This window comes from Nocardia altamirensis NBRC 108246 (assembly GCF_001612685.1).
GTDB lineage: Bacteria > Actinomycetota > Actinomycetes > Mycobacteriales > Mycobacteriaceae > Nocardia > Nocardia altamirensis.
Genome location: NZ_BDAY01000049.1, coordinates 45,903 through 68,259, shown reverse-complemented (window position 1 = coordinate 68,259; position 22,357 = coordinate 45,903). Strand labels below are relative to the sequence as shown.

General features: G+C 67.2%; 25 protein-coding genes. 4 read left to right on the top strand and 21 right to left on the bottom strand.

The annotated features are described in order from the left end of the window. Positions 1-27: 27 nt before the first annotated feature. The 5 genes from NA11_RS25110 to NA11_RS25090 form a co-directional block, all read right to left on the bottom strand. A complete protein-coding gene (locus NA11_RS25110; RefSeq protein WP_069164445.1) occupies positions 28-966 on the bottom strand; it encodes a TIGR03564 family F420-dependent LLM class oxidoreductase in 939 nt (312 codons plus the stop codon). Positions 967-1,093: 127 nt separating this feature from the next. Next, positions 1,094-1,867, bottom strand: coding sequence for an imidazole glycerol phosphate synthase subunit HisF (gene hisF / locus NA11_RS25105; RefSeq protein WP_069164444.1), 774 nt, complete (start codon positions 1,865-1,867; stop codon positions 1,094-1,096). A gap of 4 nt (positions 1,868-1,871) precedes the next feature. Continuing rightward, on the bottom strand, positions 1,872-2,687 hold the full coding sequence (locus NA11_RS25100) for an inositol monophosphatase family protein (RefSeq protein WP_069164443.1): 816 nt from the start codon (positions 2,685-2,687) through the stop codon (positions 1,872-1,874). Further along, positions 2,684-3,415, bottom strand: coding sequence for a bifunctional 1-(5-phosphoribosyl)-5-((5-phosphoribosylamino)methylideneamino)imidazole-4-carboxamide isomerase/phosphoribosylanthranilate isomerase PriA (gene priA / locus NA11_RS25095; RefSeq protein ID WP_069164442.1), 732 nt, complete (start codon positions 3,413-3,415; stop codon positions 2,684-2,686). Before priA ends, NA11_RS25100 begins: the two co-directional genes overlap by 4 nt. 88 nt (positions 3,416-3,503) lie before the next feature. Beyond that, positions 3,504-4,007, bottom strand: a complete 504-nt coding sequence (locus NA11_RS25090; RefSeq protein ID WP_069164441.1) for a MarR family winged helix-turn-helix transcriptional regulator — start codon at positions 4,005-4,007, stop codon at positions 3,504-3,506. 96 nt (positions 4,008-4,103) lie between these two features. Here NA11_RS25090 and NA11_RS25085 point away from each other — a divergent pair, with 96 nt between their 5' ends. Next, complete coding sequence (locus NA11_RS25085; protein WP_167837723.1) at positions 4,104-4,625, top strand: nuclear transport factor 2 family protein; 522 nt, start codon at positions 4,104-4,106, stop codon at positions 4,623-4,625. A 4-nt stretch (positions 4,626-4,629) separates the two neighbouring features. Here the strand turns inward: NA11_RS25085 and NA11_RS25080 are convergent, their stop codons facing one another. Continuing rightward, positions 4,630-5,136, bottom strand: a complete 507-nt coding sequence (locus NA11_RS25080; protein ID WP_069164440.1) for a hypothetical protein — start codon at positions 5,134-5,136, stop codon at positions 4,630-4,632. A 230-nt stretch (positions 5,137-5,366) separates the two neighbouring features. Between NA11_RS25080 and NA11_RS25075 the strand changes: the two genes are divergently transcribed. Next, positions 5,367-5,831, top strand: a complete 465-nt coding sequence (locus NA11_RS25075) for a hypothetical protein (protein ID WP_069164439.1) — start codon at positions 5,367-5,369, stop codon at positions 5,829-5,831. Between the two features lie 9 nt (positions 5,832-5,840). Here the strand turns inward: NA11_RS25075 and hisH are convergent, their stop codons facing one another. The 9 genes from hisH to NA11_RS25030 form a co-directional block, all read right to left on the bottom strand. Then, complete coding sequence (gene hisH, locus NA11_RS25070) at positions 5,841-6,476, bottom strand: imidazole glycerol phosphate synthase subunit HisH (protein ID WP_069164438.1); 636 nt, start codon at positions 6,474-6,476, stop codon at positions 5,841-5,843. Continuing rightward, positions 6,473-7,087, bottom strand: a complete 615-nt coding sequence (gene hisB, locus NA11_RS25065; protein ID WP_141717813.1) for an imidazoleglycerol-phosphate dehydratase HisB — start codon at positions 7,085-7,087, stop codon at positions 6,473-6,475. The genes hisH and hisB overlap by 4 nt, the downstream gene beginning before the upstream one ends. 23 nt (positions 7,088-7,110) lie before the next feature. Then, a complete protein-coding gene (locus NA11_RS25060; protein ID WP_069164436.1) occupies positions 7,111-8,241 on the bottom strand; it encodes a histidinol-phosphate transaminase in 1,131 nt (376 codons plus the stop codon). After that, the gene (gene hisD, locus NA11_RS25055; RefSeq protein WP_069164435.1) at positions 8,238-9,575 is read right to left on the bottom strand and encodes a histidinol dehydrogenase; all 1,338 of its coding nucleotides are present in this window, start codon (positions 9,573-9,575) and stop codon (positions 8,238-8,240) included. The genes NA11_RS25060 and hisD overlap by 4 nt, the downstream gene beginning before the upstream one ends. A 161-nt stretch (positions 9,576-9,736) precedes the next feature. After that, positions 9,737-11,308, bottom strand: a complete 1,572-nt coding sequence (locus NA11_RS25050; RefSeq protein WP_069164434.1) for a serine/threonine-protein kinase — start codon at positions 11,306-11,308, stop codon at positions 9,737-9,739. Positions 11,309-11,464: 156 nt separating this feature from the next. Then, positions 11,465-13,213, bottom strand: a complete 1,749-nt coding sequence (locus NA11_RS25045) for a penicillin-binding transpeptidase domain-containing protein (RefSeq protein WP_069164433.1) — start codon at positions 13,211-13,213, stop codon at positions 11,465-11,467. 54 nt (positions 13,214-13,267) lie between these two features. Continuing rightward, positions 13,268-14,152, bottom strand: coding sequence for an arylamine N-acetyltransferase family protein (locus tag NA11_RS25040; protein ID WP_069164432.1), 885 nt, complete (start codon positions 14,150-14,152; stop codon positions 13,268-13,270). Between the two features lie 69 nt (positions 14,153-14,221). Next, positions 14,222-15,214: an alpha/beta hydrolase family protein gene (locus NA11_RS25035; protein WP_069164431.1), complete on the bottom strand. Its 993-nt coding sequence runs from the start codon at positions 15,212-15,214 to the stop codon at positions 14,222-14,224. Between the two features lie 25 nt (positions 15,215-15,239). Beyond that, positions 15,240-16,466 carry an MFS transporter gene (locus NA11_RS25030; RefSeq protein ID WP_084655042.1) on the bottom strand — a complete coding sequence of 409 codons (1,227 nt, stop codon included), beginning with the start codon at positions 16,464-16,466 and terminating at the stop codon, positions 15,240-15,242. 103 nt (positions 16,467-16,569) lie between these two features. Here NA11_RS25030 and NA11_RS25025 point away from each other — a divergent pair, with 103 nt between their 5' ends. Next, a complete protein-coding gene (locus NA11_RS25025; protein ID WP_069164430.1) occupies positions 16,570-16,923 on the top strand; it encodes an ArsR/SmtB family transcription factor in 354 nt (117 codons plus the stop codon). A 111-nt stretch (positions 16,924-17,034) separates the two neighbouring features. Beyond that, complete coding sequence (locus tag NA11_RS25020; RefSeq protein WP_245746155.1) at positions 17,035-17,520, top strand: tellurite resistance TerB family protein; 486 nt, start codon at positions 17,035-17,037, stop codon at positions 17,518-17,520. A 37-nt stretch (positions 17,521-17,557) separates the two neighbouring features. Here the strand turns inward: NA11_RS25020 and NA11_RS25015 are convergent, their stop codons facing one another. The 6 genes from NA11_RS25015 to NA11_RS24990 form a co-directional block, all read right to left on the bottom strand. Beyond that, positions 17,558-18,775 carry an MFS transporter gene (locus NA11_RS25015; RefSeq protein WP_069164429.1) on the bottom strand — a complete coding sequence of 406 codons (1,218 nt, stop codon included), beginning with the start codon at positions 18,773-18,775 and terminating at the stop codon, positions 17,558-17,560. 62 nt (positions 18,776-18,837) lie between these two features. After that, entirely contained in the window at positions 18,838-19,617 is a 780-nt protein-coding gene (locus tag NA11_RS25010; RefSeq protein ID WP_069164428.1) for an SDR family NAD(P)-dependent oxidoreductase, read from the bottom strand. A 32-nt stretch (positions 19,618-19,649) separates the two neighbouring features. Continuing rightward, positions 19,650-20,531, bottom strand: a complete 882-nt coding sequence (locus tag NA11_RS25005) for a TIGR03619 family F420-dependent LLM class oxidoreductase (RefSeq protein WP_069164427.1) — start codon at positions 20,529-20,531, stop codon at positions 19,650-19,652. 27 nt (positions 20,532-20,558) lie between these two features. After that, positions 20,559-21,140, bottom strand: coding sequence for a VOC family protein (locus NA11_RS25000; protein WP_069164426.1), 582 nt, complete (start codon positions 21,138-21,140; stop codon positions 20,559-20,561). Continuing rightward, positions 21,137-21,382 carry a cupin domain-containing protein gene (locus NA11_RS45805; RefSeq protein ID WP_167837722.1) on the bottom strand — a complete coding sequence of 82 codons (246 nt, stop codon included), beginning with the start codon at positions 21,380-21,382 and terminating at the stop codon, positions 21,137-21,139. The genes NA11_RS25000 and NA11_RS45805 overlap by 4 nt, the downstream gene beginning before the upstream one ends. A gap of 173 nt (positions 21,383-21,555) precedes the next feature. Beyond that, positions 21,556-22,308, bottom strand: a complete 753-nt coding sequence (locus tag NA11_RS24990) for a cupin domain-containing protein (RefSeq protein WP_069164424.1) — start codon at positions 22,306-22,308, stop codon at positions 21,556-21,558. Positions 22,309-22,357: the final 49 nt, after the last annotated feature.

The following is a 22,357-nucleotide window of genomic DNA, read 5'->3' as shown; positions in this document are numbered from 1 at the left end:
CTCCGTTATAACAGGGCCGCCGTCGCGTCAGACCGCGCGGTTCAGTTCGCCGAGAAGTCGCCAGGTGCGGTGCTGATCCTCGGGGCCTGCCAGATCGGTTTGGGTGAAGACCACGTCGGTGGCTCCGGCCTCGACATACTCGGCGACGCGGCGTGCGATCGCCTCCTCGGGACCGATCACCACCAATTCGGCGGCGCGTGCCGCGCCGGACAGCTCGATGATTCGGCGGTAGGACGGGATGCCGTTGTAGAACGCGGTCGCTTGCTCCGCTGCCGCGCGGGCACTTTCGATGTCGGCGGTGACCACGCCTGGAACCAACGCGACGATGCGGGGCGCGGGGCGACCTGCCCGTTCGGCGGCCTTGGTGAGCGGCGCGACGACGTGTTCGGCCAGCGCACCCGGACTGGCCAGCAGCGGCAGGGTGCCGTCGGCGAGCTCGCCGGTGACCTGCAACGCCTGCGGCCCCATCGCGGCGACCAGCACAGGAACGACCGGTCGCGCACCGGCAACCGCGGCGGTCATCGGCGTGACGGCGGACACCGTCTCGCCGTGGAAATCGACTGCGCCGGTATCGATCACAGCGCGGACCACGGTGAGAAACTCACGCAGCCGGGTGATCGGCCGCGCGAACGGGGTGCCGAAAACCGGCTCGGTGAACGCCTCGGCGCCGAGGGCAAGACCGAGGACGAACCTGCCGTGCGTCGCCGCCTGCGCGGTTTGCGCCTGGCTCGCGATCAGCAGTGGATGACGCGCGGAGATCGGCACGGCCGAGGTCCCCACCACCAGCTCGGGCACCTCCCGCCCGACCGCGGCGGACAGCACAATGCTGTCGTGGCTGAACGTCTGACCGAACCACAGCGAACTCAGCCCCGCCGCGGCAACCTGTCTGCCGATCGCGACCGCCGCGTCCACCGCGTTATCAGTCGAATCGAGGACAGCGGGCGACAACCCGATCCCAATGCTCACTACCCAACCAACACCACTGCGCGCCTGACGAATTCCCGCACCCGCACCATCCACAGACTCCGTCCACTATTCACAGAGGGTGCAGGCGCTGTGAACAGTGTCGAATCTCTGTGGACCCAACGGCTGGCTAGCGGACGACGATGTGCTCCGCGCGCATCGAATCCTTGACCTGGCCGATGGTGAGGTCGCCGAAGTGGAAGACGCTGGCGGCGAGTACCGCGTCGGCGCCTGCTTGGACGGCGGGGGCGAAGTGTTCGACGGCGCCTGCGCCGCCGCTGGCGATCACCGGGACCGAGACCGCGGCACGGACGGCGCGGATCATCGGCAGGTCGAAGCCGACCTTGGTGCCGTCGGCGTCCATCGAGTTGAGCAGGATCTCGCCGACACCCAATTCCGCGCCACGCGTTGCCCATTCGACCGCGTCCAGGCCGGTGCCGCGCTTGCCGCCGTGCGTGGTGACCTCCCAGCCGGACGGTGTCGGCGGCTGCCCCGCCGGGACGGTGCGGGCGTCCACCGAGAGCACGATGCACTGGGAGCCGAAACGCTCGGACATCTCGCGCAGCACCTCGGGCCGCGCGATGGCGGCGGTGTTGACCGACACCTTGTCCGCGCCGGCACGCAGCAACCGGTCGACGTCCTCGACGGTGCGCACCCCGCCACCGACGGTGAGCGGGATGAAGATCTGTTCGGCGGTGCGGGTCACCACGTCGATCATGGTGCCGCGATCACCGGTGGAGGCGGTGACGTCGAGGAAGGTCAGCTCGTCGGCGCCCTGCGCGTCGTAGGTCGCCGCCAACTCGACGGGATCGCCTGCGTCGCGCAGGTTTTCGAAGTTCACGCCCTTGACCACCCGGCCCGCGTCGACATCAAGGCACGGAATCACGCGTACCGCCAACGTCATTGCCTCACCCTTCGTCCGCGGTCGCCGGATCGGCGACCGTGCAGATCATCTCGAGCAGCTCCTCGTGCACACCGGGCGCGGCGGCAAGCACCGAACCCGAGGTGATGGTCCACGGTGCGCCCTCGATGTCGGTGACGACGCCACCCGCGGCGCGGATCAACGCGACACCCGCGGCGTTGTCCCACGGGTGGTGGCCGAACACGATCGCCCCGCCGAGCACGCCGGACGCGGTGAACGCCAGATCGATGCCGGTGGAGCCGTGCATGCGCACCCGGGAGGACAGCCTGCTCAGCGGGTCGAGCAGATCGAAACGGAACTGCCCGGGAATCCGGCCAGGCGCACCGACACTGAACGCACCGAAGCCGATCATCGCCTCGGCCAGTTTGCCGTGCGGCAACGGCGGCAGCGCCTGACCGTTCAGCAGGACCGGCCCGCCCGCCACCGCGGCGTACCGCTGACCGAGCAGCGGCAGCCAGGTGAGACCGATGACCGGCTCGCCCTCGTGCACGAGGGCGAGCAGCATGCCCGAAAGCGGGTGTCCCGACGAGTAATTGAAGGTGCCGTCGATCGGGTCGAGCACCCACGCGGTGCCCGAGACCAGCTGCGGGCCACCGAATTCCTCACCGTGCACCCCGATTCCGGTGCGCAGCTCCAGCTGCGCCGAAATGGTGCGTTCCAGCTCCAGATCGAGTTCGGTGGCGAAGTCGTTGCGGCCCTTGGTGACCGCACTCGGCGCGCCGACTCCCTCGATGAAGCGGGAGGTGACCGAGTCCAGGATTTCCCGAGCGATGGCGAGTAACGCCGATAGGTCTTGGTTCATCTCACCGCGGCCAGCGCCTCGGGCAGCGTGAACCGGCCCGCGTAGAGCGCCTTGCCGACGATCGAACCCTCGACGCCGTCCGGCACCAGTTCGGCGATCGCGACCAGGTCTTCGATGGTCGATACACCGCCGGAGGCGATGACCGGCGCGTCGGTGGCGTTGCACACCTCGCGGAGCAGATCCAGGTTGGGGCCGGTCAGCGTGCCGTCCTTGGTGACGTCGGTGACCACGTAGCGCGTGCAGCCGTCGCGTTCCAGGCGCTCGAGCACCTCCCACAGGTCGCCGCCGTCGCTCACCCAGCCGCGGCCGCGCAGCCGGTGCTCGCCGTCGATGATGCGCACGTCGAGGCCGACCGCGATGCGCTCGCCGTGCCTGGCGATCGCCTTGGCGCACCACACCGGGTCTTCCAGCGCCGCGGTGCCGAGGTTCACTCTGGCGCAGCCGGTGGCCAGCGCGGCCTCGAGGGTCTCGTCGTCGCGAATGCCGCCGGACAGCTCCACTTTGACGTCGAGCTCGCCGACCACGCCCGCAAGCAGTTCCCGATTGGAGCCGCGCCCGAACGCGGCGTCGAGGTCGACCAGATGCACCCATTCGGCGCCGGCTTCCTGCCAGGCCAGGGCCGCGTCCCGCGGCGAGCCGTAGTTGGTCTCGCTACCCGCCTCCCCTTGAACGAGGCGCACAGCCTCTCCATTCGCGACATCAACAGCGGGTAGCAGCACAAGACTCACGACTGCGCCTCGCTGGCGCTCGGCTTCGTCGACGTCTTTGACGCTGTGTTGATTGTTCCCTCGCTGCGCTCACTCACAGAAGAAGAGCCTAGTGGTTCGGTCCGCGCACCCCACCTCCGGCCTGCGGGAATACCTCCTTCGGGGTTCCGGCGCGCAGGTCGAGGATGCGGGTGAGCAGGCGCAGGAACTCGGCGCGGTCGGTGCTGCTGAGTCCGGCGAGCAGTTCGTCTTGCGCGCCTGCCAACCGCTCGTCCAGTTCGGCGAGGTGGTCGGTGCCTGCCGCGGTGATGGTGACGATCTTGCGGCGGCGATCGTCGGGGTCGGGGCTGCGCTCGACGAAACCGCGGTCGGACAGCTCGTTGACGGTGGCGACGATATCGCTGCGGTCGATGTTGGTGCGTCGACCGAGGTCGGCCTGGCTGATCGAGCCGAACTCACCGAGCGCGGCGAGCAGCGCGTAGTGGTAGCGCCGGGACCCGGTGGCCTCCAGCGCCCGCTCGGTGGCCCGGTTGGCGACCAGTGCGACCTGGTTGACCAGCCGGGTGGGCAGGGCGCGCAGCCTGGCTGGCGCACCGTCGCGCGAGATCTCCATCGCAGCAATCTAACTCTTGTTGGTGTCACCCACAATATGTTACGTTGGCGACGCCAACGTTGGACATGCCAATGTTTAGTACGAAAAGGTCATCCCATGCGCAAGACCCGCTTCCTCCTCCCCCTCGCCACCCTTCCCGCCACACTGCTTGCGGCCCGTTCCGGCAACAGCGCCGCCGACACCGATCGACAGTTTCGAGACATGCTGGACCGCAACGAGATCACGGTGCTGATCGATCGACTCGGTCGATCATTGGACGAAGGCCGCTTCGAGGACCTGCGCGGCATCTACACCGCGGACGCGACGGCGAAGACCCCCGGCGGGCGCGCCGCAGGCATCGACGCGATGATCGCGCAGGCGAGCCGAAACCACTCCGACGACAGGAAGATTCAGCACGTGATCAGCAACGTGCTGATCGACCTCGACCGGGGCACCGCCGAGGTGCGGGCGAACCTGATCGCCACCTTCGCGGCCCCGGCCGTCGCCGGATCCCTGCCGACGGTGGAATTCGCCCTCGGCGAGACCTACCGATTCGACGCGGTCCGCACGACCGAAGGCTGGCGCCTGTCCCGGGTCGAGACCACGCCGCTGTGGTCCACCGGCACCCTCCCCCTCTGACGGCTCAGTGCGACCTGCTCAGCACCCACTCGCGGTAGCACGCCAGCGCGGCGGCCACCGCGAACACTGCGGTCAGCGCCGCAGCGGCGATCCGGAAGCCCTGACCGATCTGGAATTCCGTTGCGGCGCGCTGAATCTCGTCGAGGGTGTGCTTGCCTCGGTCGTCGAACAGGATCGTCGCGCGCGGCCACTGATAGAGGACCGAGAGCAGGAACTGTCCGCTCACCAACGAGGCGAGCGACAAGCCCATCCGTAGCCGGCCGAGGCGATACCAGAAGGCGACTACGGCCGCGATCACCGCGCAGAGCGTCAGCGCACCACCCAGCGGTCGCATGACGTCACCGACGTCGACCACGCTCATGAACCGGTCGGTCAGCTCCAGCGACTCGGGAACATCCCGAAAAATGTTGGGGTACAACAGTGCCGTCTCCCCCACGGTCGTACCGAACGCGAGTGTCGCGACGACCGCGTACACCGAGACCACGGCAAGGGGGAAGGTGACGTTACGCATGACGATCTCTCCTCGGATCGAGCTACACGGATCGACCGTAGAACCACGGCGGTGGCGATGGATCCGGTGTCGTCCCCCATGTTTCGGCGGAGACAGGTCAGGGTGTACCCGGAGACCACTCGACAGCACGGTTGTCGGCAAGCGGGCGCGGCACCCTCGGCGGCGCGGTAGTGTCTCGGCTCGGCGCTCACTCCGGGCGCCAAATTCCGCACTCTCTCAGGGGATCTCGTATGTCACGCTCGACCTTCGCTGCCGTGCTCTCGATTTCGGCAGCAATCTGCACCGCGGCTTTGGCCACCGCGCCGAACGCCGCGGCCGCCGCGCCCGAGGAAGCGCGGCTGGCCGGGTGCGAATTCGGCCACATCGCCGGGACATACGACTACGCGCGCTTCGACGAGCACGCGGGGAAGATGCTGCAGATCACCACCGGCAGCTTCCGCGCCGAGTTCGAGAGCTCCCGGAATGCCATCAAGGAATCCCTTGCCGCCGCGCACATGAAATCGGACGTCGAGTCGGTCGACTGCCGGATCGTGTCCGGCGATGAGAATCAGGCCGACGTGACCCTCACCGTGGTGCAGACGATGACCAGCGACGCCACCGAAGGCATGCCGAAGACCAGCAAGATGTCGCTGCTGGTCACCGTCGAGAACGTCGCGGGCCGCTGGCTGGTCAACCGGGCCGAAACCGGCAAGTAGACCCGTGGGCTACAGCGACTGCACCCAGTTGCGCAGCAGCTGAGCGCCGGCGTCGCCGGACTTCTCGGGGTGGAACTGGGTGGCCGACAACGCCCCGTTCTCCACCGCGGCGAGGAACGGCACGCCGTGCTCGGCCCAAGTCAGCTTCGGCGCCGCGAAATGGTCGCCCGGCGGCAGTTCCCAGGTCTGTGCGGCGTAGGAGTGCACGAAATAGAAGCGGGTGTCGGCGTCCATGCCCGCGAACAGCATGCTGTCCTGCGGCGCGCTGACCGTGTTCCAGCCCATGTGCGGCAGCACCGGCGCAGACAACCGCGCCACCGTGCCTGGCCATTCCGCGCAGCCCTCGGTTTCGACGCCGAACTCCACGCCGCGTTCGAACAGGATCTGCATGCCGACGCAGATGCCGAGCACCGGGCGTCCACCGGCCAGCCGCTGGCCGATGATGCGCTCCCCCCGCACTTTTCGCAGTCCGGCCATGCATGCCGCGTACGCGCCGACGCCGGGCACGACCAAGCCGTCGGCGGCCAGCGCGACCTCGTGATCGGCGGTCACCTCGACCTTGGCGCCCGCCCTGACCAGCGCGCGCTCGGCCGAGTGCAGATTGCCGGAGCCGTAGTCGAGCAAGGCGACAGACCGCAGGCTCACAGCGTGCCCTTCGTCGACGGAACGCCGTGCACGCGCGGATCCCACTCCACGGCGGCACGCAAAGCCCGTGCCACCGCCTTGAATTCGGCCTCGGTGACGTGGTGCTGGTCGCGGCCGTAGAGCACCCGTACGTGCAGCGCGATGCGGGCGTTCAACGCGATCGACTCGAATACATGGCGATTCAGCACCGTCGAATACGGTGCGCCGGGGCCGGAGCCTGGGATGACGGCGTGCAGCAGGTGCTCCGGTTCGCCGGTGTGCACGCAGTACGGCCGACCGGACACGTCGACCGCGGCATGCGCCAGGGTCTCGTCCATCGGGATGTAGGCGTCACCGAACCGGCGGATACCCGCCTTGTCGCCCAACGCCTTTCCGAGCGCCTGGCCGAGCACGATCGCGGTGTCCTCCACCGTGTGGTGTGCCTCGATCTCGATGTCCCCCTCGGCACGCACGGTCAGGTCGAAGCTGGCGTGGGCGCCGAGCGCGGTCAGCATGTGGTCGTAGAACGGGACGCCCGTGGCGATCTCGGTCTTGCCGGTGCCGTCCAGGTCCAGCTCGACGACGATGCTGGATTCCTTGGTGACGCGCTCCACCCGCGCGGTTCGAGTCATCTTTGCTTCCTCCACAGGTGGTTTCATCGAGGGGTGAGGTCGGTCTGCACCAGGAGCCTGCTGACCTTCAGCAGCTCGTCGTTCTCGGCGGCAAGGCCGATCGTGGTGCGCAGGTAGCCGGGGATGCCGACGTCGCGGATCAGCACGCCGTGGTCGAGGTAGTGCTGCCAGGTGGCGGCCGCGTCGGCGAAACGGCCGAACAGCAGGAAGTTCGCGTCGCTGGGGATGACGTCGAAACCCATGTCGCGCAATGCGGCCGCGACCCGATCCCGTTGCGCGGCGAGTTCCGCGACGCTGCCGAGGGTTTCGTCGGCATGCCGCAGCGCCGCGCGCGCCGCCGCCTGGGTGACCACCGACAGGTGGTACGGCAGCCGCACCAGCAGCATCGCGTCGATCACCGCAGGCGCGGCGATCAGATAGCCGAGCCGCCCGCCCGCGAAGGCGAACGCTTTGCTCATGGTCCTGGTCACGACCAGCTTGGCCGGAAACCGATCGATCAACGCGATCGCGCTCGGCTGCGCGGAGAACTCACCGTATGCCTCGTCGACGACGACGATGCCGGGCGCCGCCTCGAGGATGCGCGCCAGATCATCCGGCGAAATGCTGTGCCCGGTCGGGTTGTTCGGGCTGGTCACGAAGACCACGTTCGGCGAACGCTCCCCAATCGCGGCGACCGCGTAGTCGATGTCGAGCCCGAAATCCGCCTTGCGTTCGGCTGCGATCCATTCGGTGTCGATGCCCTCGGAGATGATCGGGTGCATCGAGTAGGACGGCACGAAACCCAGCGCGCTGCGACCCGGCCCGCCGAACGCCTGCAGCAGCTGCTGCAGGATCTCGTTGGAACCGTTTGCCGCCCAGACGTTATCGGTGTCGACCGCGACGCCGGTCTGCCTGGTCAGGTAGGCGGCGAGGTCGCTGCGCAGCGCCACCGCGTCCCGGTCCGGGTACCGGTGCAGATCGGCGGCGGCGGTCCGAATGGATTCGGCGACGTCGTCGATCAGCGCCCGGCTCGGCGGGTGCGGGTTCTCGTTGGTGTTCAGCTGCACCGGCACCGTCAATTGCGGTGCGCCGTACGGCTTCTTGCCGCGCAGGTTGTCCCGCAGCGGTAGGTCGTCCAGGCTGATGTCCGCGCCTGGCACGGTCGCCTGGTTCATGACAGCGCCTCGAACCGTGCCTGCACGGCCTGGCCGTGTGCGGGCAGATCCTCGGCATTCGCCAGTGCGACAACGTGACCGGCGACATCCTTCAGCGCCGCCTCGGTGTACTCGACGACGTGGATGCCGCGCAGGAACGTCTGCACGCTCAAACCCGAGGAGTGCCTGGCACATCCGGCGGTCGGCAGCACGTGGTTGGAGCCTGCGCAGTAGTCGCCGAGGCTCACCGGCGCGTAGGCGCCGACGAAAACGGCGCCTGCACTGCGCACCTTGGCCGCGACCGCGGCGGCGTCGGCGGTCTGGATCTCCAGGTGCTCCGCCGCATAGGCGTTCACGACGCGCAGGCCTTGGTCGAGGTCGTCGACGAGCACCGTCCCCGACTGCTTGCCGCGCAACGCTTCCGACACCCGGTGCGCGTGCTTCACCACGCCCATCTGGCGCGTCAGCGCCGCGTCGACGGCATCGGCCAGCGCCGCGCTGTCGGTGACGAGCACGCTGGCCGCCAGCACATCGTGTTCGGCCTGGCTGATCAGGTCGGCCGCGACATGCACCGGATCGGCGGTGGCATCGGCCAGAATCGCGATCTCGGTGGGCCCGGCCTCGGCGTCGATGCCGACCAGGCCGCGGCACAGCCGCTTGGCTGCGGTCACATAGATGTTGCCCGGCCCGGTGATCAGGTCGACCGGCTCGAGCTGAGCGCCGTCGGTGTCGAGGCCGCCGTAGGACAGCAGGGCCACACCCTGCGCGCCGCCGACCGCCCACACCTCGTCGACGCCGAGCAGTTGCGCGGCGGCCAGGATCGTCGGGTGCGGCAGCCCACCGAACTGCGCCTGCGGCGGCGAGGCCACCACCAGCGAGCCGACGCCCGCCGTCTGGGCGGGCACCACATTCATCACGACGCTGGACGGGTACACGGCATTGCCGCCGGGTACATACAGCCCGACCCGCTCCACCGGAACCCACCGCTCAGTCACGGTGCCGCCGGGCACCACCTCGGTGGTCTTGTCGGTGCGCCGCTGATCGGCGTGCACCTTCCTGGCTCGCGCGATGGACTCCTCCAGCGCGGCGCGCACCGCCGGGTCCAGCTCCTCGAGCGCCTTGACCAGCTCGTTCGCCGGAACTCGCACGCTCGCCGGAATCACACCGTCGAACTGTTCGCTGTATTCCAGCGCCGCCGACACACCACGATCCCGGATCGCCTCCACCACCGGCCGCACCTGATGCAGCACCGAGTCGACGTCGACTCCTCCGCGCGGCAGCGCGGCGCGCAGCTCGGCAACGGAAGGAGTGCGACCGCGCAGATCAACGCGGGCGAGCTCGATGCGGGATGTCATGTGGTGTCGATCCTTGTCCTCAGCTGAATCCGCAACAGGAAAGTTGCAGCTACCAGCCTATCGTCCGGACGCCACCAGTTATCCGCGCGGTCCGCCCACCCCGGCTACCCTGCGGCGCAACTCGGCCACACCGTCACCGGTCAGGTCGTCGATCGGCGTACTCAGATCCCCGCGGCGATCCGGGTGTCGCTGTCGACGAGCAGGCGGCCACCAGATTTGATCACGTGCAGGGTCATCTTCTTACTCTGGCCATCGACGACGAGGCTGGCCAACTGCACGTCGAGCGAGCCGTCCGAGTTGGCGCCGTCCGAGGAAAGAGTCCGGAAGTCGTCGACCCCGTGCGTGCTCCAGTACTGATGGAAAGCCGCCTCAGTGCCGTACAGCTTCTGCGCCGCAGGCGTGAGCAGGGACCACGAGTCGGACGCCTTGTCCTTGGTGAGGTTGTTATAGAAATCTACGACCAGCTGGTATGCGGGAGATTCGTCTACCTTGCCCTGGCTGGCTGTCTTGCCAGGGGTGCCGACCGAAGCACTGGTGCTCGGCTTCGCCGACGCGCTCACCGACGGCGTATTCGCCTGTGCCGGTGACTGTGTCGAGTCTTCCTGGGTCATCGCGACGATGATCAGGCCGACGATCGCGATCACGGCGCCGATGGAGGCGCCGACGAGCACGGCCTTGCGCTTGCCGCCGGACTGACGTGGCACGGGGCGCGGCTGGGCCGCGGTGCGCGGATGGGTCGCCGTGTTCTGCTGCACCGGACGGGGTGCCGGGCGCGGGGCGGGCTGTGGGCGGTGCCGGGGTTCGGGCTGGTGCATCGGGGCGTGCGCCGGAGGAGTCAGGGCACGGGTTGCCGATTCGGCTGCGCCGTTGTTGTGGCGACGGCCGAAATGCTCACTGGCCGGGACGAATCCGACCGACACCGGCGTCGGGCCCGAGTCGGCGAACGCGGCGAGGTGGTCTAGCGCCATGCGCATGGTCGGGCGGTCCGCCGGTTCCGGGCTGAGCAGGTCGAGCAGGAAATCCGTTGCCGGACCGGCGTTTCGCGGCTCGCTCACCTGGCCGTTGGCGGCCGCGTAGAGCACCGCGAGCGGGTTGGCGTTCGCACCGTAGGGCGGCTCGCCTTCCAACGCATGGAAAAGGGTTGCGCCCAAGGCGAATACGTCCGAGGCTGGGGTCGGGTCGGCGCCGCGGGCCATCTCGGGAGCGAGGTAGGCGGCGGTACCGCAGATCAAGCCGGTCTCGGTGAGGGTGGCATCCCCTGCGGCGCGCGAGATACCGAAATCGGTGATCTTCACGGTGCCGTGGTCGTCGAGCAGAATGTTGCCCGGCTTGACGTCGCGGTGCACGATGCCCGCCTGGTGCGCGGCGATCAGCGCGGACGCGACCTGCTCACCGATCCGCGCGACCTGGGTCAGCGGCAGCACGCCCTGCGCCGAAAGCACGCCGGCCAGGCTCTTGGATTTCAGGTACTCCATCACCAGACACGGGTCGCCCATGTGCTCAGTGATGTCGAAGACGACGATCGCGTTGGGGTGCTGGAATCGAGCGGCGTTGCGCGCCTCGCGAATCGCGCGCTGCCGCACCACGTCCCGCTCGGCCTCCGGCAGGCTCGGCTTGATATGGATCTGCTTGACGGCCACCGACCGCTGCAGGCGCTCGTCGATCGCACGCCAAACAACGCCTGTGCCGCCGCTACCAATCCGCTCGACCAGGCGGTAATGCTCCGCGATCAACTGACCGGTATCGATGGCGCCTACTCCGAACCTTCTCGAAATCGTGACATCCCGCATATTGCTTACAGACGCGGTCCGGGGACGAGTGTAGCTGGCCTTAGAACTTCCGTACGCGCCAGCACGGGCATATTCTCCGCCCAGATGGCCGCGGCGACGCTAGCGCACTGCGCGCAGCATCCGTCCGGCCGCCTCGACCGCAGGGCCGGAACTGTTCGCGTCGTTGACGAAAACGGCAAACGCCAGGTCACCGGCGATGCCGACGAACCAGCCGTGCGCGTGCTTGTCGTCGATGAATTCGGCGGTGCCGGTCTTGCCGAGCAAACCGGGAATATCACGCAACTGGGTCGCGGTTCCGTTGGTCACCGTCTCCCGCATCATGGCCTTGACCTGGTCGGCAACGGTGGCTGGCAGCGGCGTCGGCGTCCGATCCGGGGTGCCTGGCATGCCCTTGACGATCGCCGGATTCGGCACCGAGCCGCGCGCGATGGACGCCGCGACCAGCGCCATACCGAACGGCGTCGCCGTCACCTGGCCCTGGCCGATCGCCCATTCCACCCGCTGGGCGGGTGTCTCGGCGGGCGGCACCTTGCCGGTCACGGTGGTCAGGCCGGGTGTGACGTAGTCGACGCCGAGGCCGAGCTGTGCGGCGGCATTCGTCAGCGCGTCGGCGGGCAGTTTCACCGCGAGCGCGCCCATGGTGGTGTTGCAGGATCGGGCGAACGCGGTGTGCAGCGGCACCTGACCGAGATCGAAGTTGTTGTCGTTGGGAATCTTGCGGCCCTCGATGTTCGCTTCACCGGGGCACGGCAGCACCGTGTCGGGCGTGACCGTGCCTGCCTGCAGCGCGGCGGAAACGGTGACCGTTTTGAAGGTGGAGCCGGGCGGATAGAGACCGGTGAGCGCGATCGGGCCTTGCAGGTCGGCGGCGTTGTTCTGTGCCATCGCAACAACATTCCCGGTCGACGGCTGCAACGCGACGATCGTCGCCGGCTGGGTGATCGGCGCGAGCGCCGCCTCGGCCGCGTGCTGCAGATCGATGTCGAGGGTGGTCGTGAGGTCGGTGGTCGGCTTCGGATCCTGGCCGCCGACCCGCTGGGTGCCGTCCGGGGTCTGCGCGCGCACCGCCCAGCCCGCGTTCGCGTCGGCGTTCTGCTGCCACAGCTCGGTGAGCCCCGAAAGAGTCGGCGCGGCAAGGGTTTTGTCGGTGACGAGCAAGCGTGTCTGCGGGGCGAGGGTGACGCCTGCGATGGCCGCGAGCTGCGTCTGGATCGGCGCGAGATCGGCGTCGCGCAGGCCGATCGGCCTGATCGGCTTGCCTTGCGCCGCAGCGAGTTCGCTCTGCAGCGAGGCCGCGGTGATGCTGGGGTCGACCGGCCCGAGCAGCGCGGCGAGCGCCGCGGTGTCGGCGCCTGGACTCACGTCGACCAGCGTGACCACCTGCTGGGTCATCAGGTCACCGCCGCTGGCGTCGAGGATGCGGGCAGGCTGCGGGTACACCGGGCTGTAGGTCAGCGGGCCCGCGCCGAGGCCGGGCGCGACCGTGTCCGGATTCCACTTCACCTTCCAGCCGCCGTTGTCGCTCGCAGTGCCGGTGGTGGTGTAGGTCCACTCGGATTTGCCGTCCTTGCCGAGCTTCCAGGTGGCGGCCAACGTGAAGGTGTCCTTCTCGATCGAGCGCACGTCGAAGCGCACCTCCTTGCCGAGCCCGTCGTAGAGCTTGCCAAGGACGGCCGAGGCCAGCGCCGGATTGTCGGTGAGCGCGGCGGCCGCGGCGACATCGTCGCGGTTCAGCGCGTCGGCGAACTGGCCTGCGACCGTGTCGGGCTGGTCGGGGCCGGAGGAGCAGGCGGCGAGCACGAGCGCGGGTGCGGCGAACAGGACGAGGTACTTCCGGTGGGTACGCACCCAGCCGACTGTAATGGTGCCGCGACCATGCGTGCCGCGGCACCGCCGAGCCGTTTAGCTGGGACTGACGAGATTGTTATGCCGCCATGCCCCGTCGACGAGGGTCGCCGCGTCGGTCGCGTCGAGGTCGATATCGAACGTCTCGGCCAGGATCTTCGGCAGGTCGGGCAGTTCGATCTCGCGGACCTCGCTGGTGCCGTCCGGACGCTCCTCGGTCAGCGTGGTTCCGTCGAGCGTCAGATGCAGATCCGGCAGGAACCGCTGCGCGTAGGGCCGGGCGGTGAACGGCGAGCGCGGCGAGGTGGAGACGAAGTGGTTGCCGACCGCGAAGTCGATGCGGTACTGCGGGTTCGTCGTGAAGGTGTAGCGCTCGATCCAGCCTTCCTTGCCGAACTGATGCAGCACCCACAGGTCGTTGTCCAGCTCACCGACCGTGTGCTCCAGCCGGAACCGCCACGCGCCGAGCGCGAATTCGCCGAGGCCGGTGGTCAATTCGAACGGCGCGAGCGGGCCGGAGCCGAAGCCGACGTCGCACAACCACACTCGGTCGTCGTCCTCGGTCGTCACGCGCAGCAGTGCGTGGGTGGCCGGTCGCAAGCCGGACTCTGCACCCATGCTCACTCGCCCGCTCAATGCGGTGATGCCGAAGCCGAGCCGCTCGAGCACAGCCGCGAACAAGCCGACGTTCTCGTAGCAGTAGCCGCCGCGACGACGGCGAACCAGCTTGTCCTGCAACGTTTCCAGGTCGAGCAGGATGGGCCTGCCGAGGATGATCTCCAGGTTCTCGAACGGGATCGACGTGGTGTGCAGGTACACCAGCCGGTGCAGCGTCGCCACGGTCGGCGCACGGTCACCGTCGAACCCGATGCGCGTCAGATACGCGTCCAGGTCCACCTCCGCGCCGTTCCAGTGGTACGCAGGATCCGTCGGCTTCCCCATCTCACCCTCACTTCATCACTCGGTTGCCTCCAACAACTCGCCGGGCACGCACCGTGTTCCCGGCGCCGGTCAGGCCGCGCATTTGGCGTTCGGCGACGCAGGCGGGGCAGTGACGACGCCGCGGGCGACGTCGACCAGGTAGTCGCGATCCGGTCCGTCGGCCGGTTCGGTGCCGAGCAGCAGCCGCTCGACCACGCAGCCGCCCTCGAAGAAGGCCGGGCCGACGCTGTGGTCGCCGGGGACTACAGCGCCGTTCAGGTCGCGGCCGGTGACGATGGTGTACATCGAGGTCGGCTTGCCCGCAGCGAGCAGCCCTGCGCGCATCTCCAAGGTGGTCGGGTACGGGACGACGTCGTCGCTGGTTCCGTGGATGAGGAACGCGCGCCGCACGTCCATCCGGTTGGCCAGCAACGCGGGCGAGCGTTCTAGATACGCCAGCGGGCACACCACCGGCGAGCAACCGCCCGCGTCGCGTTCGATCTGTGCAGGCAGTTTCGGATCGATGATCGACGATCCGAGCCACATCGTGAAATCGTCTGCGGGACCGTAATTGTCGACCCAGTAGTCGAACAGTCCGCGCGGCCCGTGTGCCACCGCGAGCCCGCTCATGATCCCGCCCTGACTCCAGCCCCACAGCACCGTGCGCGCGATCGAGGGATGCTCGCCGCGATACCACCGGGTCGACTCGACGATGTCACGCCACCCGGCCCACAGATTCCATTCGCCGGTGCGCCACACGCTGGTGTCCGAACGCAGATCCATCGAAAGCACGGGCGTCCCGGTGCGCAGCGAGATGGAGGTCAGATACCCCGCATAGTCGGAGGACGCACCATCGTGCCCGTGCACCGCGACAAGCAACGACACGGGCGTGAGATCGCCTGGCGCACACCGGTACGGCTCGTACACCCGCCCTGTCGCCTCCTCACCGTCGACGGTCAGCGACACCGGCCGGACCTCGACCTGTGGCATGCACTCCGCCACAGCGCGTGGCACGACAGCGCTGGTCGCCGCCGACGCGGCCAGCAGACCCCAGATCACGAGCAGTACGCATGCACGCCTCATCGTCGAATAATGACACGCACGTCGGCTATGCCCGCGCGGTCGCCTGCCCGCCCGGCGCGCGTCGTACGACCAGGACGCCACCGGTGATCGCGGCGGCGATCACGACCACCGCGAATGTCGTTGCCCCGCCGGTCATGCCGATGGCATCACTGAGAAAGCCGGTGCTCAGCGGCAAGAGGGCGGCCGGGAGGTATCCGCCGACGTTCTGGGCGGCGTTCGCCTCGGCGAGCCGGTCGGCGGGCACGCTCGCACTGATCGCGGTCAGGCCGCCGAGTTGCCCGAGGCCCTGGCCGATGCCAGCAAGGACCGCGGCGGCCGCGAAGATCGGGAGCGACGACAGCGACAGCGACAGCAGCAAAGTCAGCATGCTCGCGACCGTCGCGCCTGCACCGCCGAGCAGGACGGCACGCACCCGCAGCCGCCGGACGGCGAACTGAATTCCGGTGGCGCCCAGGAACATCGCGAACACCAGTGCGCCCGCGAGCATGCGGTTCGTGGTGCCAAGCACCTGCGCAAGCAGCGAGGGGCCGAGTGAAAGCACGAACGAGGTCCCGGTGATTCCCGGCGCGAACACCGCGATACCGAGCAGCACAGCCGTCCGCCCGCCGGGCGCTACCGCGGGAACCCTGATCCACGGCCCGCGACCACCGGCGCCTGCGGGCAGGTCGAGTCGGGCGACAACCACGAAAGCCGAAGCGAGCACCACGATCTCGACGACGAAGATGGTCACCGTCGGGCCCGGCGCGGTCTCCGCCAGGATGCCGGCGAGCAGCGGCCCGAATCCGGCGCCGAGCACCATCGCCGCCGACGCGGCCAAGGCCGCAAGCCTTTTCCGCTCGGATCCGCCGATGTCGGTCACCGCCGCCATGCCCGCGGACACCGTCGCGCCCACCGCGATGCCGGTGAGCAGCCGCGCCACCGCGAGCACCGCGACCGAACCCGCGGTGGCGAACAGCACGCACGCGAACATCGCCAAGCCGATCGCGGGCAACAGCACCGGCTTGCGGCCGACCCGGTCCGACACCACGCCCGCGACGAGGAGCGCGCCGAGCAATCCTGCGATGTAGCTGGCAAAGATCGCCGTGAGCACACCCGAGGAGAAGCCGAGTTCGCGCTGCCACACCACATACAGCGGCGTCACCGCGTTGGACAGCACGAAAACCGCGAGCACCGGCCAGGCGGCCAACCACACGATGCCGTTCTTCGGCCGATCCGTGGTCGCGGGCCCCTCCTTCGCAATGAGCGTCGCCATACCATCCTCCTAGTTCGACTTTTCTCGTACTGATACGAACGAAGTCGAACTTAGCATCTAGTACGATAAAATACGTACTGAGCAGTCGAGCCAAGGAGACCCGATGCCATCGGCCACCCGCGCGGCGGACACCGCGGCGCCGGACACCCGCCTTCCCGAACCGGACCGCGCCGACCTGCGGCTCGACCACGTGCTCGCGGCGCTCAGCGATCCACTGCGGCTCACCATGATTCAGAAGCTCCTGCTGGAATCCCCCGACACCGACCGCTCGTGCGGCTGGTTCGGCATCGACCGCCCGAAATCCACGCTCACCCACCACTTCCGGGTGCTGCGTGAAGCGGGCGTGACCAGACAGCAGCGCTACGGGCTCGAGCGCCGCAGCAAGGTCCGCATCGACGACCTCGATGCCCGCTTCCCCGGGCTGCTCGACCTGGTCCGCGACTGGCCAGGGGCCTGATATCGAACCTGTTGCCGCCGAGACTGTTCGGCGTTCGGTCTGCTACCGTCCGGATATTCGTCCTAGTTCGGGTGCCGCGTGCCTGCCCGAACCTTGCTCCGGGAGTCGGTCATGGCCTTCTTGCGCCGCCTGATGTCCAACGCCACCTTGATCAGCACGCTGGTGGAGAACGCGCCGAAGTGGCAGGCGCAGTTGCAGGCCAAGAAGAACGATCTGCGCGGCGGTTCCTTCCGCGACGCGAGCATGGGCATCTGCGCGCTGGTCGCGGCGGCCGACGGCAGCATCGACCAGGCCGAACGGATGAAGGTGGCCAACCTCATCGCCGCCGATCAAGTGCTGCAGAACTTTCCGACCGACGAGTTGCGCGCCCTGTTCGACGACAACTGCAACCGCCTGACCAGCGACCCCGCCTTCGGCCGCGCGTATGTCCTACAGCAGATCGGCAAGGCCGCGAAGAAGCCGACCGAGGCGAACGCGGTCATCCAGATCGGCATCATGATCGGCAGCGCGGACGGCACCTTCGATCAAGCCGAAATCGCCGCCGTCCGCGAGGCCTGCCAGACACTCCGGCTGAACCCGCAGGACTTCGGGCTCTGATCCTTCGATCGGCCGGCCGCACCGTGCGGATCTCGTTCTAGGCGTACGCATGCCGGAAGCGCATTATTCCGGCGAGGGTGCAGGCGGACACCACCAACATCACCATCGGCAGCCAGAACAGTGACGCGCCGACGATGGCGGCGCCGATCGCCGAACCCGCGGCGATGCCGATCTGGAAACACGTGACGTAGACCGCCGAGGCGCGCTCCTGCACGTCCTTTGCGGACCGGATGATCGCCGACTGAAATATCGGAGCTACCGCGGCGGTCGCACCACCCCAAGCGATCATGGCGAGGGTGAGCATGGCGTAACGCACCATGAGGGGTAGGTCGAGCCACCCGAGAAGAAGCCCCAGTGCCGCAAGGCAATAGACCCCGACCATGGCGAATGCCGATCCTTGTGGGCTGGCGTCGTTGTATCGACCGAACAGAACTGTGGCCGCGGCGCCGGCGATGCCGAAGATCGCCAGAAATATCGCGACCGAATCAGCATTTCCCACCACCCGGAAGACGATCAGCGAAAAGTACGTGTACGCCACGAAGTGCGCGGCGACCAGTGTCAAGGTGAAGAAGCAGATGATCCCGGCTCGCACCCATTGATATCGGACGTCGGATCGGCAGTCTTGTGCACGGACTGTGGCATCGACATCGTCAGCGCCGTCACGGATATCGCCAGGAAGCGAGAAATAGAGCCCGACCGTGGTCGCAATCGTGCCGATCGCAAGGATGACGGCGGTCGTGTGCCAGCCGACCATATTGCTGAGCGCAGTGCTCGCGGGAACGCCGACGATAGTGGCGAGCGATACTCCAGCGAAGACAATGGAGGTAGCGAGCCCGATTCTTTCCCGCGGAATGGTCGCGGTGGCAACAGGTATCACCAGCGACCAGAACAGCCCATGAGTCGCGGCCGCCAGCACCCGACTGCCGACCATCTGGTTGTAATCAATCGCCACGGCGGCAAGAAACTCGGAAGCTATCAGGAACCCCAAGGCAAGAAGCATTGCCTGCTTGCGAGATATCCGCGATGCCAATGCAACCGCCGGAAAAGTAGCGGCGGCAGCCACAATCGCGTACCCACTGACAAGCAGCCCGATCTTGGACTCGGAGACCTGCAGATCCGCCGCAATGGTCGGAATGATCCCCACCGGGTACAACTCGAATGTGACGTACATGAACGTAGCGAAGGCAAGCAGCCCCAACTGCGCCCACGTGCGGAGACTGAAAACAGTCGCGACCGCTTCTTTGTAACTGTTCACCAATGACGCTTTCGGATAGATCCAGGATCGTGTCGAATATTGTTGACGGCGTGGCCGTCTGGTCACGTCATCGTCATCCCACCGCTGACATGAACGGTCTGCCCAGTGATGTCGGCAGCCTCCCGTGAACCCAGGTAGGCCACAGCGGCGGCGATGCGATCCGCGGCCTGAAACCTGCCCAGCGGGATGGATCCGAGGGTCCGATCGCGCACCGCACCCGGTGTCTGATCGAGTATTTCCGACTGCCGAAGAAAATCGGCTTCGATAAGATCGGTTTCGATGATGCCCGGGCAGACGGCATTGACACGTATGCGGGGCGCCAGCTCCTTGGCAAGCGATTTCGTCAGACCGAGCAACGCGGCCTTGCTCGCCGAATAGTGCGAAACCAGAGGTTGTCCTTGATAACCAGCTTGGCTGGATACATTGACGATGTTCGCATCGTCCGCGAACATCATCCGAACGCACTGCTGGGTAAGCAGGAAGGTTCCTCGAAGGTTCACCGAAAGCACGGTGTCGAGCTCCTCGAGTGTGATATCCGTGAAGCGGTTGATGGTGGCCGTTCCTGCGTTGTTTATCAAGACGTCCAGCGGGCTTCCGGCACAACCGATTTCGTCGGTCATCGCACGGATCAAATCCGGGTCGGACAGGTCGCAGGCCAGACCTTGAACGTGCCCACCCGTTGCGGCGGCCAACGAATCGGCTGCCAGGCCAACGGAATCGATGTCACGCCCGGTGATGGTGACGTGCCCGCCCTCGATGGCGAGCCGCTCGGCGACTGCGTGGCCGATTCCACGTGTGCCGCCGGTGACCAGACAGCGCAACCCCTCGAATCGACGCGGCATTGTGCCAGGCATACTATTCATTACTCTTTCTCTCAACGGAGCGTTCCGGCGGGCGCGCGCAACAATGATTCGAGCACGCGCAGCGGTCGGCGCGCGTCGGACCAGGGAATGTCGAGGATCAATTCGTCGAATCCGATATTGCGCGCCACATTCGCGGCCGCATGAATCTCGTTGTCGGTGCTGCCCGCACAATTGAGCTTTACCGCCGTGCGGAATCCAGCGGGCCGCCGAGTGCCGATCGAACGAAGATCGGACGCCAGCCTCGCGGAGCCGATGCCGTCGACCCGGACAGCCGCCAGCCAGCCATCGCCAAGGGCGACGGCCCGGTTCCGAGCGATACGGCTCATGCCTGCGACAAGCACCGGCGGACCGCCGACCTGATGCGGCGTCGGGTACATGAGAACATCGGGCGGGATATGGGTGTAAATGCCGTCGAAGGGCGCGACGTCGCCGCGCCAGCACGCGCGCAGGACCCGGATGTCCTCCTCCATGCGGAACCCACGATCGTGGAAGCTGTATCCGAGTAGTTCCATTTCATCGGAGTGCCAACCGGCGCCGACACCGAGCGACAACCGACCGCCCGACAGCACATCGACGGTGGCGGATGTCTTCGCCAGTTCGATCGGATTACGTTGCGGGAGTATCAATGCCGCTGTGCCGAGCCGGATGGTGGCCGTGCTCGCCGCGACGTGCGCGAGCACAGTCATTGCCTCCAGCTGCGGGGCCGCCGGATCCCAGTCGATGGTTCCGTCGGTGCTGTATGGATACGGCGAACTGGGATGCCTGACCATTGCGAGGTGATCATTCACCCACAATGAGGCCGCTCCCATGTCCTCGGCTTCGCGAGCCAGGATCGGCAAGGCCGGACTTCGCGACGTCGAGACCGCTGCCGGCAGCGCCAGCCCAACCTCCATGCTGATTTCCTCCTGTCGAGTGCCGTTTTATCGTTCGTCCCACGACCGGCACGGCCCGAATCGGCGGTACGGCGTGTGTTTTTCGTAAGGCAGCTGTGCGGGGAGCTGGATGAGCTCGAGTTGCATGCCCCATGGGCTCAGGAAGTACACCCACCGGTCCCCTGCGATCGGACCGTGCTCAACCGCCTTCGGATCGCCGAGCACGCGGACTCCGTCTTGGCTGCGGAGATAGTCCGTCGCAAGATCGATGTCGGTGACGAAGAACGCGAGATGGTGTCCACCGATATCGCTGTTGCGCGGCATGGTCTTGCGCTGATCCGGCGCCCGATATTCGAACAGTTCGACATTCAGTGTCGGCCCGAGGCGGAGTGCCGCGATATCGGCTTCGGACTCGGGATGCACATTCAAGGCATCCGTCATCCACGTATCGCCGATGGACCGAACCGTCGGCTCCCGATACAGCAGTTCGGCGCCGAGAACGGTGACGAAGAAGTCGATAGCCTGCTGCAGATCGGGAACGGTGTAGGCGACATGATCGACGTTCACCGCGGTGGGGATACCGCCGCCGGGGAGCTCTCGGTCGGAGGTCGCGTGCTGCGATTCGGTCATCGGACGATGTCCCGTCCGAGCGGCTCGTCCGCGGGGAATTCCATGCACGGCAAGCGCGGGGGCAGGCTGCGGGCAACGGTGTCGGACAACGTGACGATCGCGAGTAGGTGAGTGATATCAGTAGCCGACAGCTTCACCTCGACACCGGGCGGCACGAGGGCTAAATCGTTGTCGCCCAAGCGATGCCGAACACTGCCGTCAGGACCGAGCATCCGGCAGCGTCCGCGGATGACGTACCACACTGTCGCCACTCTCGCCGGCGGGCAAGTGGTCAGCTCTGCCCCGGGGTGCAGTACGAGATGATCGATGGATTCGCATTCACTGAAAAGCATTCCGCGCCGCGCCAGTGAGCGCCATTCCCGCGCAATGCCTTCCGGTCCGGACACTGTGGTTGCCGATCGGAGCGTGGTGACGATCATCGGGTCGTTCCCCGAGACCCGCGGTGCACCGGTCGAAATACCGCGGACACCAACTCCATCTCGTCGTCGGCCCCGACCTGCAGGCTTTCTCCCAGCGAGGTGGTCACTGCCGTTCCAGCCGAAATAGGTAGCGCCGCCACCGATTCACTGCTGGCATAGCCACATCCGCCGAGGACGAACACCACATGCTCGGCTCCGTCGCCGTCGAAGTGGATCGACATGCCGGGCTCGACGGTGTGTCGAGATATCTCCCGCAGTGCGCCCTCCAGGGTGGGACGCGGGTCGACTTTCCCACCTTTGTCGAGTCTGACGATCGAGGTGAGCCCCGGCGGTTCGGGGTTGGCTGCCATCGGATTCCATTCCTTTCCCGCGTTGGCCAGTTCGACGGTCCGCGCAGTCGTGATCTCGATCGTGAGCCAGGCAAGGTCGGTCTCCCCGACGTTGCGCAGCGAATGGGTGGCGCCGAGACCGGTCAAGACGACATCCCTGGCGCGAACAGGATGGGGTTCGCCGTTCAGGGTCATCAGACCGGAACCGCTGAGCACCAGGTAAACCTCCTCGGTGCGGCTGTGCCGATGTTCCCCGCTGAGGCCACCCACCGGAACGCATGCCCACTCGACCGCCTCGTAGGTGCCGGTCAAACCATGTCCGTTGACGATCGAATGCCATTGCGTGCGACCAGCGGCGCCGTGCACTCCGTGGACCTCGGAAGGACAGCCGAGGCTGGCAATCGACAGTTCACCCGGCATCGAATTCGGCTCCTGCCGCTGGATCCGCGCAGCCCGAGTGGACGAGAAT

Excerpts from the sequence above, each read along its gene's own strand:
- hisF (WP_069164444.1), bottom strand. The coding sequence starts at position 1,867 with ATGACGTTGGCGGTACGCGTGATTCCGTGCCTTGATGTCGACGCGGGC.
- NA11_RS25100 (WP_069164443.1), bottom strand. The coding sequence starts at position 2,687 with ATGAACCAAGACCTATCGGCGTTACTCGCCATCGCTCGGGAAATCCTG.
- NA11_RS25090 (WP_069164441.1), bottom strand. The coding sequence starts at position 4,007 with ATGGAGATCTCGCGCGACGGTGCGCCAGCCAGGCTGCGCGCCCTGCCC.
- NA11_RS25085 (WP_167837723.1), top strand. The coding sequence starts at position 4,104 with ATGCGCAAGACCCGCTTCCTCCTCCCCCTCGCCACCCTTCCCGCCACA.
- NA11_RS25080 (WP_069164440.1), bottom strand. The coding sequence starts at position 5,136 with ATGCGTAACGTCACCTTCCCCCTTGCCGTGGTCTCGGTGTACGCGGTC.
- NA11_RS25075 (WP_069164439.1), top strand. The coding sequence starts at position 5,367 with ATGTCACGCTCGACCTTCGCTGCCGTGCTCTCGATTTCGGCAGCAATC.
- hisB (WP_141717813.1), bottom strand. The coding sequence starts at position 7,087 with ATGACTCGAACCGCGCGGGTGGAGCGCGTCACCAAGGAATCCAGCATC.
- NA11_RS25060 (WP_069164436.1), bottom strand. The coding sequence starts at position 8,241 with ATGAACCAGGCGACCGTGCCAGGCGCGGACATCAGCCTGGACGACCTA.
- hisD (WP_069164435.1), bottom strand. The coding sequence starts at position 9,575 with ATGACATCCCGCATCGAGCTCGCCCGCGTTGATCTGCGCGGTCGCACT.
- NA11_RS25040 (WP_069164432.1), bottom strand. The coding sequence starts at position 14,152 with ATGGGGAAGCCGACGGATCCTGCGTACCACTGGAACGGCGCGGAGGTG.
- NA11_RS25035 (WP_069164431.1), bottom strand. The coding sequence starts at position 15,214 with ATGAGGCGTGCATGCGTACTGCTCGTGATCTGGGGTCTGCTGGCCGCG.
- NA11_RS25030 (WP_084655042.1), bottom strand. The coding sequence starts at position 16,466 with ATGGCGACGCTCATTGCGAAGGAGGGGCCCGCGACCACGGATCGGCCG.
- NA11_RS25025 (WP_069164430.1), top strand. The coding sequence starts at position 16,570 with ATGCCATCGGCCACCCGCGCGGCGGACACCGCGGCGCCGGACACCCGC.
- NA11_RS25020 (WP_245746155.1), top strand. The coding sequence starts at position 17,035 with ATGGCCTTCTTGCGCCGCCTGATGTCCAACGCCACCTTGATCAGCACG.
- NA11_RS25010 (WP_069164428.1), bottom strand. The coding sequence starts at position 19,617 with ATGCCGCGTCGATTCGAGGGGTTGCGCTGTCTGGTCACCGGCGGCACA.
- NA11_RS25005 (WP_069164427.1), bottom strand. The coding sequence starts at position 20,531 with ATGGAGGTTGGGCTGGCGCTGCCGGCAGCGGTCTCGACGTCGCGAAGT.
- NA11_RS25000 (WP_069164426.1), bottom strand. The coding sequence starts at position 21,140 with ATGACCGAATCGCAGCACGCGACCTCCGACCGAGAGCTCCCCGGCGGC.
- NA11_RS24990 (WP_069164424.1), bottom strand. The coding sequence starts at position 22,308 with ATGCCGGGTGAACTGTCGATTGCCAGCCTCGGCTGTCCTTCCGAGGTC.